A 13840-nucleotide genomic window follows, 5' to 3' on the forward strand; every position below is an offset into this window, starting at 1 on the left:
AGTAACGATGGGAAAGCCAACAGGATTTTTGGAATATGACAGAGTAAACGGCAAGGCGGCAGAACCACTGGAGCGCATCAAGAATTTCAATGAGTTCCACACTCCTTTGACCGAAGAACAGCAAAGAAAACAGGGTGCACGCTGCATGGAATGCGGCGTCCCCTTCTGCCAGTCCGGCATGATGATGAACGGCATGGTATCCGGATGCCCGCTCCATAACCTGGTGCCGGAATGGAATGATCTGGTATACACCGGCAACTGGGCGCAGGCCTACAACCGCTTAAAGAAGACCAACAGCTTCCCGGAATTTACCAGCCGTGTCTGCCCGGCTCCGTGTGAGGCAGCCTGCACCTGCGGCTTAAACGGAAGTCCGGTCAGCATCAAGGAAAATGAGCACGCCATCATTGAGAAGGCATACGAAACCGGCAAGGCAGGTCCGAGACCGCCGAAGCTGCGTACCGACAAAAAGATCGCCGTTATCGGTTCCGGTCCGTCCGGACTGGCTGCGGCAGACCAGTTAAATAAGCGCGGTCATAATGTAACCGTGTTTGAGCGGGAAGACCGGGTTGGCGGACTTCTGATGTACGGCATTCCGAATATGAAGCTGGAAAAGCAGATTATTGACCGTAAGATCAACGTGATGAAAGAAGAGGGCGTGACCTTTGTCACCGGGGCCAATGTCGGAAAGAACTACAAGGCAGCAAAGCTCTTAAAAGAGTATGACAGTATTGTGCTTGCATGCGGAGCCTCCAACCCGAGAGACATCAATGTGCCGGGGCGTGACGCAGAGGGCATTTACTTTGCGGTAGATTTCTTGAAATCTACCACCAAGAGCCTGTTAAACTCTAATTTAGAGGATGGCAATTATATCTCCGCGAAGGATAAGCACGTCATCGTCATCGGCGGAGGTGATACCGGAAATGACTGCGTCGGAACCGCGATCCGTCATGGCTGCGCATCTGTGACCCAGCTGGAAATGATGCCGAAGCTTCCGGAAAAACGCGCCGAAAACAACAGCTGGCCGGAGTGGCCGCGCATTTTAAAGACCGATTACGGCCAGGAAGAGGCCATTGCCGTGTTTGGTCATGACCCGCGCATCTACCAGACAACCGTGAAAGAGTTTGTGAAGGATGAGAGCGGGAAGCTGGTAAAAGCCATCTTAGTGAGCCTGAAAGCCGAGAAGAACCCGGAGACCGGACGCATGTCCATGGTGCCGGTGGAGGGCTCCGAGAAGGAAGTACCGGCAGATCTGGTGCTGATCGCAGCAGGATTTTTAGGTGCCCAGGCATATGTAGCCGATGCGTTTGGCGTGGAGTTAAATGCACGCACCAACGTGGCGACCGAAGCCGGGAAATACGCAACGAATGTCGAGAAAGTCTTCACGGCAGGCGATATGCACCGCGGACAGTCCCTGGTCGTATGGGCCATTCATGAGGGGCGCGATGTGGCAAAAGAAGTCGATAAATATCTGATGGGATATACGAATCTGGCATAAAAAGCAGTGGATGTGCCACAGGCACTTCCCGATATGCAATGAAAGAAAACGAAACAGGATCAGGCATTTTGATTTTGCCTGGTCCTGTTTTTGTTTGGTGATGCTGCGCACAGCACAGCCTATTCCGCATCTTTATGTGCATGGTCATAGATTTTCTGGATTTCGTCCGGTAATTTGTCTGGCATCATAGTGTGGATCCGATCTTCATTTCCGTCTGCGATCGCCTGGTCGTAATACCAGCATTTGAAACGGAGCATATCGAGCACGCGCTCCATTTTTTCGATTTCTTTTTCTGCTGAGGCTTTCTGCTGCTCAAAAAAGACCTTGCGTTTCTGGTAGGTAGATGGTCCCTCTGCGCACCATTCCATAAACTGCTTAATATCTTTCAGCTCCACACCGGCACGTTTCAGGCATTCGATGAGGTGCAACGCATCGATTTCGCGCTGACTGAAGCGGCGGATGCCGGAGGTACGCTCTAAATACGGGAAAAGTCCTTCCTTATCATAATAGCGTAAGGTGGAGATGGGAAGGTGGAACATCTCCGATACCTGTCCGATGGTATACATGTACATTCTCCTCTATATAAAAATAAATGATTCAAACCTAAAGTTATAGTTAAGGTTACGATAGCATGGGGGAGAAGAAAAGTCAACCATTCTCTTAATCAGGAGTAAACGGTTAGTACTCAAGAAATGCCTGAAATATCAGTAAACGCTTGACGTAAAGTCAACTTTAGGGGATATAATACACAGCAGGGGCTGGAAATATGCCCGCGTGGATTTCAGAGAAGAACAGGAGGATGATTCGTATGGTAAAACAGACAGCAGGCAGAGATGCCTTAAATGATTTCGCACCGAAATTTGCACAGTTAAACGACGATGTTCTTTTTGGTGAGGTATGGTCCAGAGAGGACAAGCTTTCCTTAAAGCTGCGTTCTATTGTCACCATTTCCGCACTGATCGGAAAAGGCATTGTGGACAGCTCTTTAAAATATCATCTGGAGAGCGCCAGAAAGAACAGTGTGACAAAAACCGAGATGGCAGAAATCCTGACCCATATTGCATTTTACGCAGGATGGCCGAATGCCTGGGCTGCATTCCGCATGGCAAAGGAAGTATACCAGGATGACTGCGGCAAAGAGGAGCACGGCGGCTTCTTCGGACAGGGTGAGCCGAACACGGCTTATGCAAAATACTTTATCGGAAACAGCTATTTAAAACCGCTGACCGATCCGAAAAAGACCGTATTTATCGCAAACGTAACCTTCGAACCGGGATGTCGCAACAACTGGCACATTCATCACGCGAAATCCGGCGGCGGACAGCTTCTTGTCTGCGTAGACGGCGAGGGCTGGTACCAGGAAGAGGGAAAACCGGCACAGAGCTTAAAGCCGGGTGATGTCGTTACCATTCCGGCCGGGGTAAAACACTGGCATGGTGCGAAGGCCGGAAGCTGGTTCTCCCATCTGGCAGTTGAGTGCCCAGGCGAGGAAACATCCAATGAATGGCTGGAGCCGGTAACCGATGAAGTATACGCAAAGCTGGGTGAGTAATCAAAGGAGGAAAACATCATGGCAAAATCATTAGTAGCATATTTTTCAGCAAGTGGAGTGACTGGAAAAGTAGCGGAAGTGCTTGCTAAGGCAGCAGGCGCAGACCTTCATGAGATCAAACCGGCAGTACCGTATACCAGTGCGGATTTAAACTGGATGGATAAAAAGAGCCGCAGCAGTGTGGAGATGGCAGACTCGTCTTCCAGACCAGAGATCGCGAATAAAGTAGAACATATGGATCAGTATGATACCGTATTTGTTGGATTCCCGATCTGGTGGTATGTTGCACCGACTATCATCAACACGTTTCTGGAGCAGTATGACTTCTCCGGCAAGAAGATCGTGCTGTTTGCGACCTCTGGCAGAAGCGGCTTTGGAAAGACGGCCTCTGCATTGAAAAACAGTGTTTCCGCATCGGCCCAGATCGTGGAAGGCCGCCTGTTAAACGGAAGAGTCCAGGAAGCTGACTTAAAAGACTGGGTGAAGTCGCTGTAAAGAAACTGTAAATATTCTGAAAAATCAAGAAGCATTGGCATGAAAATTGGAGGTCCCTAAAAAAACGCTTGACAGGAGAAAGGTCATCTTATATAATGTTGTTATTGCATGAGCAATACATACAATTTATAAAATGGCCTGGTGGCTCAGCTGGTTAGAGCGCCGCCCTGTCACGGCGGAGGTCGTGGGTTCGAACCCCATCCGGGTCGCTGTTTTAGAGGAGTCTTTTGCGGACTCCTCTTTTTTTGTTTCAAAATCAGATCGGATTTTGAAATTCCCTCACAAAAAAATCCCGATTCTCTCACAAAATGAACACATTCTCCTGATATGTTTATAAAAACGAAAGACCGATTCAGAGAGGAGCATGTTATGAGGATGAGAGAGCTTGCGGCCGTGATGGCAGGGGTAACAGCGGGAATGCTGATCCTGCCGTCCATGACCACACTGGCTGCGGATAACAATATGGATTACCGGAGAAAAGTAGTCGGCATTGCCGGAATTATGAACAACACCAGTACCGGGCTGAATGAACAGATTACCAGGGCGGAATTTGCCAATATGCTGGTGCAGGCATCCACATACCGGGATTATCTTCCGACCACCAGCAATGTTTCCGTCTATGCCGATGTTCCGGCTACTGCCCAGTATGCTTCCAGTATCCGCATCGCTGCAGAGCAGAACTGGGTGACCGGCTATCTTGGTGGTTTGTACAAGCCGGACCAGCCCATTACCATGCAGGAGGCGGCCAGGGGAATCCTGGTGCTCCTTGGTTATACCAGCGAGGACTTTGGCAGCAATCTTTCCAGTGCCCGCATGGCGAAGTTTTATGCGTTGGAGTTAAACGAAAATCTGGACCGGAAGCCGAATGAAGTGTTAACCCGCACGGATTGCATCAACCTGTTTTATAATCTGCTGAAGACGGATAGCAAAACAACCGGAAAAGCCTATGCAACTGTGCTTGGCTGTGAACTGAATTCCGACGGCGAGGTGAACCCGCTCGGACTTGCGGATACCAACCTGAAGGGACCGAAGGTCGTGAAGAAGGGATCCCAGCTTGGAGATTATGTTCCATTTAATGTGCAGGAAGCCAGCATCTTTGTAAATGGGGATGCTTCCAGTTACGAAGCTTTGAAAAGTTATATTTCCAGCAGTTACGTGGTTATTTACTATAATCAGACGGCAAAGACCATCTGGGCTTATATTGCGGACGAGGACGTGCAGACCGGGCGCTGTGCGGTGCGTGGAACCGTGGAAAATATTTATTACAGCTCCAGCGATGTCATGCCGCCGACGTCTATCACGTTAGATGACGGGCAGGAGTATAAGCTGAGCAGTTCGGAAATGCAGTTTGCGTTCTCTGTTTACGGTTCTATCCGCGTTGGAGACCGGGTTACCCTGATCTGTGAGAAGAGTGAAAACTCCAATGGCGATGCGACCTATACGGTTGTAGATTATGTGGAAGATTAAAAGGAGACCGGATATGTTTGAGAAAATATCAGCTAAATTTAGAAGAACGGCTTCCAATGTAGAAACGGAAACGGGGGCGGGGAAAAACGGCAAAGGCGGAAAACGCCTTAAGGGAAAAATTGGAAAAAAACGGGTCGTGCTTGCACTTTTGGGTGTGGCTGTGCTTGCTGGCGGAGGCATCTTCTGGAATAGTCACAGCACAAAGACAAAGCTGACCGGCACAAAAGCCGGGGAACAGAAAACAGCCACGGCAACCGTAGGAACCCTGACTTCCGAGCTGACTTCATCGGGCACGATCTCCCCCAAAGATACTTACACGATCACGTCCCTGGTGGAGGGAACGGTGCTGACTGCGGATTTTGAGGAAGGCGACCAGGTGACAAAAGGACAGGTGCTTTACCAGATCGATTCTTCTTCCGTGGAATCCGATCTGAAATCCTCGGAAAATTCCCTGCAGCGTGCCAATAAAAATTACCAGCAGGCGTTGGAGAACTATCAGGAAGCCGTTCGTGATTACAGCGGAAATACATATAAGTCAACCAGAACCGGATTTATCAAGAAGCTGAATATCCAGGTTGGTGATAAGGTTGGTTCCAACACAGATCTGGCAGAGCTTTACAATGACCAGACCATGAAATTAAAGGTGCCGTTTTTATCGGGTGAGGCAGCTGCGATCGCAGTGGGAAACCAGGCGGCTGTGACGCTGACAGATACAGAGGAGCAGCTTTCAGGTGTGGTAACTGCTGTCAGCAATATGGATGAGGTGCTGGACGGCGGCCGTCTGGTCCGCTATGTCACAATGGAAGTGGCCAATCCGGGCGGGCTTACCACTTCACACAGCGCCACGGTGACAATCGGGGAATTTGTGTGCAGCAGTGAGGGAACCTTTGAACCGGTGACCGATACAACCATGAAGGCATCGGTCACCGGAAACGGAAGTCTGGAGGTGGAAGAACTTCTGGTCCATGAAGGAGATTATGTGACATCCGGGACCCCGCTGTTTCGGATCAAGAGCAAAGATGTAGAAGATATCCTGGAATCCTATCAGGATGCGGTAGACCAGGCGCAGGAAAAGATTGAGTCTGCGCAGAGCAATGCCGACAACAAGCAGGAAACCTACGATAATTATACCATTACAGCGCCTATATCCGGTCAGGTGATCACCAAGACCGTGAAAGCAGGCGATAAGATCGACCGCAGTTCCGGCAGTTCCACTTCGACTTTGGCTGTGATCTATGATCTGTCAGAGGTGACATTTGAAATGTCGGTGGATGAGCTTGATGTGGGCCGTGTAAAGGTTGGACAGTCCGTGAATATCACAGCAGATGCGATCGAGGGCAAGACCTTTACGGGCAAGGTAACGAACATCAGCCTGCAGAGCTCCCAGTCAAACGGTGTCACCAACTATCCGGTTACCGTTACGCTGGATGAGGTTGGGGATTTGCTTCCTGGCATGAATGTGGACGGAACCATCATTCTCGACCAGGTGGATGATGCACTGATGATCCCGGTCGATTCCCTGATGCGCGGCAACCGCGTTTATGTGCGGGATGACAGCGTGACAGAGCAGAAGGGAAATGCACCGGCCGGTTTTAAAGCAGTAGAAGTGGAAACCGGAATCAGCAATGACGATTATGTGCAGATCACAAGCGGACTGTCAGAAGGCGACGAGGTTTACGTCGATGCTGCAACAAACAATTCCACCAATATGTTCCAGATGGGCGGAATGGGCGGTCCTAACGGCGGAATGGGCGGCGCTCCAGGCGGAAACGGCGGCGGTGGCGGCCAGAAGGGAGAAAACCGCGGAGGCAATGGAGGCGGTAACCGTGGAGGCATGCCGTAAATCTATGATGAAAAAAGACATGAGCAGGCTTTTGTGCTGCCGAGCAGACTGCGTGCGATGGACCTGCCGTACATGTAAAAATGGAAAAGGAGAGCAGACATGGCGGAACCTCTGATCGAACTAAAAGATATCTATAAAATTTATCATATGGGAGATGAAGAAGTCCGCGCCAATGATGGCATCTCTCTGACTATTTTCCGCGGGGAATTCGTGGCGATCGTGGGAAAATCCGGAAGCGGAAAATCCACGCTTATGAACATCATTGGGGCGCTGGACGTACCAACATCCGGCAGTTACCTTCTGGGCGGCGAAGATGTAGACCAGATGAGCGATGACCAGCTGGCAGATATCCGAAACCGCATGATCGGATTCGTTTTCCAGCAGTATAACCTGCTTCCAAAATCCAATCTGCTGGAAAATGTGGAGCTGCCTTTGCTGTATGCAAAGGTTCCGGCAGAAGAAAGACGGGAGCGCGCCATGCGTTCCCTGGAGCGGGTAGGGCTGGCAGATAAATGGAAAAACATGCCAAACCAGCTTTCTGGAGGCCAGCAGCAGAGAGTATCCATTGCACGTGCGCTGGCTGGAAACCCGTCCCTGATCCTGGCGGATGAGCCAACAGGAGCGCTGGATTCCAAAACCAGCCGGGAAGTATTAAACTTTTTGAAGGAACTCAATGAGGAAGGCAACACCATCGTTATGATCACCCACGACAATTCCATTGCCTTAGAGGCAAAGCATGTGGTCCGGATCCAGGATGGAAAGATTAATTTTAATGGAGACGTGAAAGACTATGCTGCAATCATTTAAACTGGCGATGAAAAGCATCTGGAGCAACAAGATGCGATCCTTTCTGACGATGCTCGGCATTATCATTGGCGTGGCGTCGGTGATCATTCTTGTAAGTCTGGTGAACGCTTATATGTCCTATATGACAGAAAGCTTTGCCAGTATGGGAACAAACCAGATCACGGTGAATCTGATCAATCTTCCGTCCAGGTCGGTATCGGCAGATGAAATGTATACGTTTTATGAGGAAAATACGGAGAACTTCGATCATATGACTCCGATGGTGAACATCAGCGGAACCGTAAAAAACGGCACGGATTCCATGACGGCTACATCCATAAACGGTGTCAGTGAGGATTATCTGGGCATCAAAGACTGGAGCCTGAGTTATGGGCGCAATATCCAGTATGCCGATATCACAGCCCGCCATAAGGTCTGTGTGATCGGCACCTATGTGGCGAACGAGTTGTATGGAAGTGCCGAGAAAGCTTACGGGGAGACGATCAAGGTCAATGGCTATGCATTTCAGATCGTCGGGGTTGTGGAGCAGCAGGGCGATGACCTGGAAGAAGGCGGAACCGATGATTTTCTGATCATGCCATACAGCTGTGCGGTAAAGATGGCGCGAAATGCCAGCATCAACAACTACACGTTTACCATTCAGGATTTATCCGCAGCTTCTGAAAAAAAGACTTTGATCGAAGATTTTCTTTACGAAAAATTCAAAAATGAAGATTTGTATACGGTGACGGCCATGAGTGAGATGCTGGATTCCTTAAACAGTATGATCGCCATGGTGTCGGCAGGACTGGGCGGCATCGCCGGGATTTCCCTTCTGGTTGCGGGTGTAGGTGTCATGAACATCATGCTGGTATCGGTAACCGAGCGTACAAGAGAGATCGGAATCCGGAAAGCCCTGGGAGCGAAACGAAGCGTGATCATGCAGCAGTTTGTGATCGAGGCAGCAGTGACAAGCTCCCTGGGCGGTGTGATCGGGATTTTGCTTGGAAGTATCGCTACCTCAGCGATCGGAACCCTGGCAGGCTTAAATGCCGCGCCAACCCCCATGGCGGTGATCGTTTCGTTTAGTGTGTCTGTGGGAATCGGACTGTTATTCGGCTATATGCCGGCAAGCCGGGCAGCGAAATTAAATCCGATCGACGCACTTAGGAGTGAGTAAAAAGAGGAAAGGAGGCAAAGAGATTGATGAAGCAGGAAAAATCGAAAAAATATGAAAAACCGGGAAAATTTGCGGCAATGCTGCTGCTTTTGTTCCTGACTGCAGTGTGCCCGGATATATCCGCATATGCCTCCGATAAAGCCGTGGAAACCGTATATCTCGGCGCGCCGGAGCATGTCTGGTGGGAGACTGACACCACCGGAAAGTGGTCCTCTGTGAAGAAAGCCCATGAATACCAGGTGAAACTATACATTGCGGACAATATGGAGCGGGACGAGGACAACTGGCGCAAGGTGGATTTCGATGATGAAAGCCTGGAGGAAGCCGAGTGTGTGATAACCAGGCGCACTGGAGAAACCTCCTGCGATTTCAGTGCCTACATGAATGATCTGCACACCTATTTCTTTGTTGTGCGTGCAACTCCCAAAGTCAGCGAACAGGCCTACGTCAAAGCCGGCTCCTGGACAGGTTCCCCGGATGTGGACTACCGGGCAAAACAGGTGATCGGCTATACAGATGGAAAATGGCGCAATTACCTGGAAGGAAGCCGCTACCAGCTGGTAGACGGAACGTATCTGGAAGCTGGCTGGCAGCTCATCGAAGCCAGCTGGTATCTGTTCGATGAGCAGGGATACCGTCTTACCGGCTGGCAGGAACGGGACGGGAAAAAATACTATCTCGGAGACAGTGGCCAGCTGGCAACCGGCTGGTTTGTCTGGAATGAAAACTGGTATTACGCAGATTCAGACGGCGTCATGCAGACCGGATGGATCATGACAGAACCGGGAAAATATTATTATATGGATGAAAATGGTATATGGGTAGAAGATAAAGAGAAGGACGTTGATGTGTGAGTCGGCGTCCTTTTTGCTGTTCAGAGAAGTTCACGTCTGTGACCGGCAAATTTTTTATCATGTATTCCGGGAAAGCTGTATTCAGATTCAATAGAATATCCCGCCACTTTATGGTATGATAGATAATATAGCGGACGGCGAGGCAATCGAGTGACGAAGTCACGAGAACGAGCGCACAATATAAAATAAGGAGGAACGCTATGAACCAGAATCCATTTGGGGGACAGGATCCGTTCGATTTTCTGCGCAGGCAGATGGAAGAACAGTTAAAACAGAAGCAGCAGAGCCAGCGGCAAAAAACAAACAAAACCAGCTGGCAGAACCAGGGAGAGGCGGGAGGAAAGCCAGACGGCAGTAAAGAGCAGGAACCGGAGCGCTTTGATTCCGATGGCAATCCGGTAAAAAAGAAAAAGAAGAAGCTTAAGCTTTTCCGGAATGCAGGAGCAGCAGTGGTGGTTCTGGTCGTGGCATTTGCTGCCATGAACAGCTATTACATGCTGGATGAAGAAAATTATGCTGTGGTGACGACACTTGGAAGTCCGCAGGCCGAGTCACAGGCCGGCCTGCATTTTAAGATTCCGTTTATTCAGAATGTCCGTATGGTTTCCAAGGGAATCAAAGGCATGCCGATCGGCTATATCCCGGAAACCAGCGAGTCCGTGGATGAGGAATCCATCATGATCACCAAGGACTTCAATTTCGTTAACACGGATTTTTATCTGGAATACATGGTCAATGATCCGGTAAAGTATCTGTACGCTTCTTCAGACCCGGAGTCCACGCTGAAAATGCTGGCGCAGTCTTATATCCGCGACACGGTTGGCATTTATAATGTGGACGATGTCATCACCACTGGAAAAGCCGTGATCCAGTCAGAAATCAAAGAAAAACTGACCAACCGCATGATCGCGGAGGATATCGGTCTTTCAGTGGTCAACATCACGATCCAGGATGCATTCCCGCCGACCGATGAAGTCTTAAGCGCATTCAAAAACGTGGAAAACGCAAAGCAGGGAAAAGAAACTGCGATCAATAATGCCAATAAGGACCGGAATGAGAAGATTCCGCAGGCAGAGGCAGAATGCGACCAGATCATCAAGAACGCAGAGGCAGAAAAAGAAGCCCGCATCAATGAGGCGCAGGGCCAGGTAGCGCGTTTTGAGCAGATGTATACTGAGTACAGCAAGTATCCGCTCATCACCAAACAGCGTATGTTTTACGAGACGATGGAGGATGTGCTTCCGTCCATGAAGGTTTACATTGTGGATGAGAGCGGAACCCAGAAAATGCTGCCGTTGGACAGCTTCACTTCATCCATGCAATCTTCAGCAGCAGGAGCGGGGATTTCAGACGGTACTGCGTCTAAGAACAGCGGTGCATCCGGCAATAGCAGCACATCCGGTAGTGGCAGCGCATCCGGTACTTCTGGCAGTGCTGGAGTACAGGATAACACGGAAGGAGGAAACCAGTGATGAAGAAAATCGTAAAAGCTTTTAGCGGCCTGATCCTTGTAGCAGCATTGTTTGTGGCAGGAAGTGCATTGGTCATCACCTATCCGGACGAGTATACGATCGTGCGCCAGTTCGGCGAGATCGTGCGCGTGGTTGATACCCCTGGTGTATCCGTGAAAATCCCGCTGATGCAGACCAGTTCTACCATTCCGCGTGCGCTGCAGATCTATGATATCCCGAAATCGGATGTCATCACCAAAGATAAAAAGAGTATGATCGCAGATGCTTTCGTACTTTGGAAAATATCCGATCCGGTCCTGTTTACCCGCCATTTAAACGGGCAGGTAGCACAGGCACAGTCCCGCATCGCGGCCTCCGTCTTTTCCTCTATGAAATCCGTCATTTCCAATATGGATCAGACCGAAATCATCGAGAATCGCGATGGAAAGCTTGCGGAGGATATCAAGGACAACATCGGTACCTCACTGGATGGTTATGGGATTGAGGTTCTGGCCGTGGAAACGAAATCCCTGGATATGCCGGATGACAATAAGCAGTCCGTGTATGACCGCATGATCTCCGAGCGAAACAACATTGCGGCATCTTACACCGCACAGGGCAATTCTTCCGCACAGAAGATCAAAAACGATACCACGAAAGAAGTATCAGTCATGAAGTCAGAGGCAAATGCAGAGGCAGAGAAGATCAAGGCTGAGGGCGAGGCGCAGTACATGCAGATCTTGTCCAATGCCTACAATGATGCCAGCAAGGCAGATTTTTATAACTTTGTCCGCTCCCTGGATGCAGCGAAAGCATCCTTAAAGAACGGAAACAACACCCTGATCCTCGACAAGAGCTCGCCGATCACGCAGATCTTCTACGGATACTAAAATAAACGATATTGCACAGTAAATAACATAAGTTCGAAAGCCCCCGCCCCCCCCTACGTAAGCGCATTCACGCCTGTTTTCACCCGTTTTGCTCCGCCGCCGATTGATCGTTCCTCCGCTAACTCGCTCACTGCGTTCGCTCAGACAGAGCTCCGAAACGATCGCTATGCTCACAAAACGGGCTGCAACAGGCTAAAAGAATGCGCTTACGTATGGCGGGGCGGGGGCTTTCTACTGTACTGGCTCCACTACATATAAAAAACCTGCAACCATTACTGAAATGACGAAAATAGGATAACTATCGGCCAAATCAGTAATGGTTGCAGGCTTTTTCGTACGCAGCGGTGCCAAAAAAGTAGGGCGTGTATGAGTCTGACTTCTGGAATTTTCAGCATATCAGTTGTTTCGCCTCTTGAGGACACATGTCCGAATGCAGCGGATGTAATCCGATGCAGGCGAACATGTGTCAGCGAAAGCAAGCGAACAACGATATGTGAAAATGGAGGAAGTCAGACTCGTACACGCCCGGACCTTCTAATCGACTTACTGTGCTAAAATGTTTACTGCAGCTCCGCCTCCACATCCGGGAACATGCCTACGGAGCGTTTCAGGATCCCGTGCACCTGTGCGATGCAGATCCCGTAATTGGTGACCGGCACGTTTTGCGCGACGGCGCGTGCAATCCGGGACTTCATTTCCCGTTCGTTCAGCATGCAGCCGCCGCAGTGGACAACCAGCGCGTAAGGAGACAAATCTTTTGGAAATTCCCCGCCGGAGGTGAACACGAAGTTTAATTCCTTTTTGGTGTAGCTGCGGATCCAGGCGGGCAGCTTTACGGTTCCAATGTCACCGCACTGCCGGTGGTGGGTGCAGCCTTCGGAGATCAGGACTGTATCACCGTCCTGCAGTTTATCCAGCTGCGCGGCTCCATGTACCGCTTCCTTCAAGTCTCCTTTGTAGCGGGCAAAGAGAATGGAAAATGAGGTTAGCGGGACATTGGAAGGCGTTTCCTGATCCACTTTTTTGAAAGCCTGGGAGTCGGTGATGACCAGTGCCGGTTTTTTTGCCAGGGAGCGCAAGGTCTGGGACAGCTCGGTTTCCCTGGTAACCACAGAGATGGCACCGGATTCCAGGACATCGCGGATCGTTTGCTGCTGGGGGAGGATCAGCCGTCCCTTTGGGGCAGCGGAATCAATGGGAACGACCAGGACAACCAGGTCTTGTGGCCGGATCAGATCAGCGACAATACGCTTTTCGTTCTTTTCGGAAGAAACAGCTGTGGCAAGCTTTCCAATCAGTTCTTTCAGCTCCTGAATCTGATCGCCGTTTTTAGCGCTGACGCAGATCTCGTTTTCTTGCTTTGCATATCGAGAATGTGCCGGTGGCACGTCCGCTGATTTTGCGGAGGGCAGAACGGAGATGAGGTCCATTTTATTGTATACCGTGATATGGGGAAGCTTTTTCTCATCGAAAAGCTTCAAAAGTTCCCGGTCAGCCTGCTGCAGTCCTTTTTCCGAGTCCACCACCAGAATGGCAATGTCGGTTTTGTCAAGAACCTGCAAGGCACGTTTTACACGCATTTCACCCAGTGCTCCCACATCGTCAATGCCTGGCGTGTCGATGATGACAACCGGGCCGATGGGCAGAAGTTCCATGGCTTTCTGGACCGGATCAGTCGTCGTGCCCTTGGTCTCGGAGACCAGAGACAGGCTTTGCCCGGTTACAGCGTTGACAACGCTGGATTTTCCGGCGTTGCGTAATCCGAAAAAGCCGATGTGTACACGTTCGGCAGATACTTTGTCATTTAAACTCATAGTTCGTTACCTC

At 50.2% G+C, this 13840-nt stretch carries 12 protein-coding genes and 1 tRNA gene; 11 read left to right on the forward strand and 2 right to left on the reverse strand.

The window, feature by feature from the left end:
• Positions 1 to 7: 7 nt before the first annotated feature.
• Positions 8 to 1495, forward strand: a complete 1488-nt coding sequence (locus DXB18_RS07510) for a glutamate synthase subunit beta (RefSeq protein ID WP_118543755.1) — start codon at positions 8 to 10, stop codon at positions 1493 to 1495.
• Between the two features lie 119 nt (positions 1496 to 1614).
• Here the strand turns inward: DXB18_RS07510 and DXB18_RS07515 are convergent, their stop codons facing one another.
• Positions 1615 to 2061 (reverse strand): MerR family transcriptional regulator, encoded by a 447-nt coding sequence (locus DXB18_RS07515; protein ID WP_118543754.1) that lies wholly within the window; start codon positions 2059 to 2061, stop codon positions 1615 to 1617.
• Between the two features lie 242 nt (positions 2062 to 2303).
• Here DXB18_RS07515 and DXB18_RS07520 point away from each other — a divergent pair, with 242 nt between their 5' ends.
• The 10 genes from DXB18_RS07520 to DXB18_RS07565 all read left to right on the forward strand — a co-directional run bounded on the left by DXB18_RS07520 (position 2304) and on the right by DXB18_RS07565 (position 12013).
• Positions 2304 to 3047 carry a carboxymuconolactone decarboxylase family protein gene (locus tag DXB18_RS07520; protein WP_118543753.1) on the forward strand — a complete coding sequence of 248 codons (744 nt, stop codon included), beginning with the start codon at positions 2304 to 2306 and terminating at the stop codon, positions 3045 to 3047.
• A gap of 18 nt (positions 3048 to 3065) precedes the next feature.
• Positions 3066 to 3542 (forward strand): flavodoxin, encoded by a 477-nt coding sequence (locus DXB18_RS07525; RefSeq protein WP_118706927.1) that lies wholly within the window; start codon positions 3066 to 3068, stop codon positions 3540 to 3542.
• A 135-nt stretch (positions 3543 to 3677) separates the two neighbouring features.
• A tRNA-Asp gene (locus DXB18_RS07530) sits at positions 3678 to 3751 on the forward strand.
• A gap of 160 nt (positions 3752 to 3911) precedes the next feature.
• The gene (locus DXB18_RS07535) at positions 3912 to 5009 is read left to right on the forward strand and encodes an S-layer homology domain-containing protein (RefSeq protein WP_118706929.1); all 1098 of its coding nucleotides are present in this window, start codon (positions 3912 to 3914) and stop codon (positions 5007 to 5009) included.
• A 13-nt stretch (positions 5010 to 5022) separates the two neighbouring features.
• On the forward strand, positions 5023 to 6852 hold the full coding sequence (locus tag DXB18_RS07540; protein WP_347560870.1) for an HlyD family efflux transporter periplasmic adaptor subunit: 1830 nt from the start codon (positions 5023 to 5025) through the stop codon (positions 6850 to 6852).
• 99 nt (positions 6853 to 6951) lie between these two features.
• Positions 6952 to 7659 carry an ABC transporter ATP-binding protein gene (locus DXB18_RS07545; protein WP_118543749.1) on the forward strand — a complete coding sequence of 236 codons (708 nt, stop codon included), beginning with the start codon at positions 6952 to 6954 and terminating at the stop codon, positions 7657 to 7659.
• The gene (locus tag DXB18_RS07550) at positions 7643 to 8818 is read left to right on the forward strand and encodes an ABC transporter permease (protein WP_118706933.1); all 1176 of its coding nucleotides are present in this window, start codon (positions 7643 to 7645) and stop codon (positions 8816 to 8818) included. The genes DXB18_RS07545 and DXB18_RS07550 overlap by 17 nt, the downstream gene beginning before the upstream one ends.
• Before the next feature lie 26 nt (positions 8819 to 8844).
• A complete protein-coding gene (locus tag DXB18_RS07555; RefSeq protein WP_118543747.1) occupies positions 8845 to 9672 on the forward strand; it encodes a hypothetical protein in 828 nt (275 codons plus the stop codon).
• A gap of 200 nt (positions 9673 to 9872) precedes the next feature.
• On the forward strand, positions 9873 to 11144 hold the full coding sequence (gene hflK / locus DXB18_RS07560; RefSeq protein ID WP_243103268.1) for an FtsH protease activity modulator HflK: 1272 nt from the start codon (positions 9873 to 9875) through the stop codon (positions 11142 to 11144).
• Positions 11144 to 12013 (forward strand): protease modulator HflC, encoded by an 870-nt coding sequence (locus tag DXB18_RS07565; protein WP_118543746.1) that lies wholly within the window; start codon positions 11144 to 11146, stop codon positions 12011 to 12013. The genes hflK and DXB18_RS07565 overlap by 1 nt, the downstream gene beginning before the upstream one ends.
• Positions 12014 to 12573: 560 nt before the next feature.
• On the opposite strand, the gene hydF is transcribed toward DXB18_RS07565, so the two are convergent.
• A complete protein-coding gene (hydF, locus tag DXB18_RS07570; protein WP_118706934.1) occupies positions 12574 to 13827 on the reverse strand; it encodes a [FeFe] hydrogenase H-cluster maturation GTPase HydF in 1254 nt (417 codons plus the stop codon).
• Positions 13828 to 13840 lie beyond the last annotated feature (13 nt).

The organism is Clostridium sp. OM02-18AC (assembly GCF_003481825.1).
Classification (GTDB): Bacteria; Bacillota; Clostridia; order Lachnospirales; family Lachnospiraceae; genus Brotaphodocola.

What these genes read in the sequence shown, in the direction of transcription:
- DXB18_RS07510 (WP_118543755.1), top strand. Translation starts at nt 8, where the DNA reads ATGGGAAAGCCAACAGGATTTTTGGAATATGACAGAGTAAACGGCAAG.
- DXB18_RS07515 (WP_118543754.1), bottom strand. Translation starts at nt 2,061, where the DNA reads ATGTATACCATCGGACAGGTATCGGAGATGTTCCACCTTCCCATCTCC.
- DXB18_RS07520 (WP_118543753.1), top strand. Translation starts at nt 2,304, where the DNA reads ATGGTAAAACAGACAGCAGGCAGAGATGCCTTAAATGATTTCGCACCG.
- DXB18_RS07525 (WP_118706927.1), top strand. Translation starts at nt 3,066, where the DNA reads ATGGCAAAATCATTAGTAGCATATTTTTCAGCAAGTGGAGTGACTGGA.
- DXB18_RS07535 (WP_118706929.1), top strand. Translation starts at nt 3,912, where the DNA reads ATGAGGATGAGAGAGCTTGCGGCCGTGATGGCAGGGGTAACAGCGGGA.
- DXB18_RS07540 (WP_347560870.1), top strand. Translation starts at nt 5,023, where the DNA reads ATGTTTGAGAAAATATCAGCTAAATTTAGAAGAACGGCTTCCAATGTA.
- DXB18_RS07545 (WP_118543749.1), top strand. Translation starts at nt 6,952, where the DNA reads ATGGCGGAACCTCTGATCGAACTAAAAGATATCTATAAAATTTATCAT.
- DXB18_RS07550 (WP_118706933.1), top strand. Translation starts at nt 7,643, where the DNA reads ATGCTGCAATCATTTAAACTGGCGATGAAAAGCATCTGGAGCAACAAG.
- DXB18_RS07555 (WP_118543747.1), top strand. Translation starts at nt 8,845, where the DNA reads ATGAAGCAGGAAAAATCGAAAAAATATGAAAAACCGGGAAAATTTGCG.
- hflK (WP_243103268.1), top strand. Translation starts at nt 9,873, where the DNA reads ATGAACCAGAATCCATTTGGGGGACAGGATCCGTTCGATTTTCTGCGC.
- DXB18_RS07565 (WP_118543746.1), top strand. Translation starts at nt 11,144, where the DNA reads ATGAAGAAAATCGTAAAAGCTTTTAGCGGCCTGATCCTTGTAGCAGCA.
- hydF (WP_118706934.1), bottom strand. Translation starts at nt 13,827, where the DNA reads ATGAGTTTAAATGACAAAGTATCTGCCGAACGTGTACACATCGGCTTT.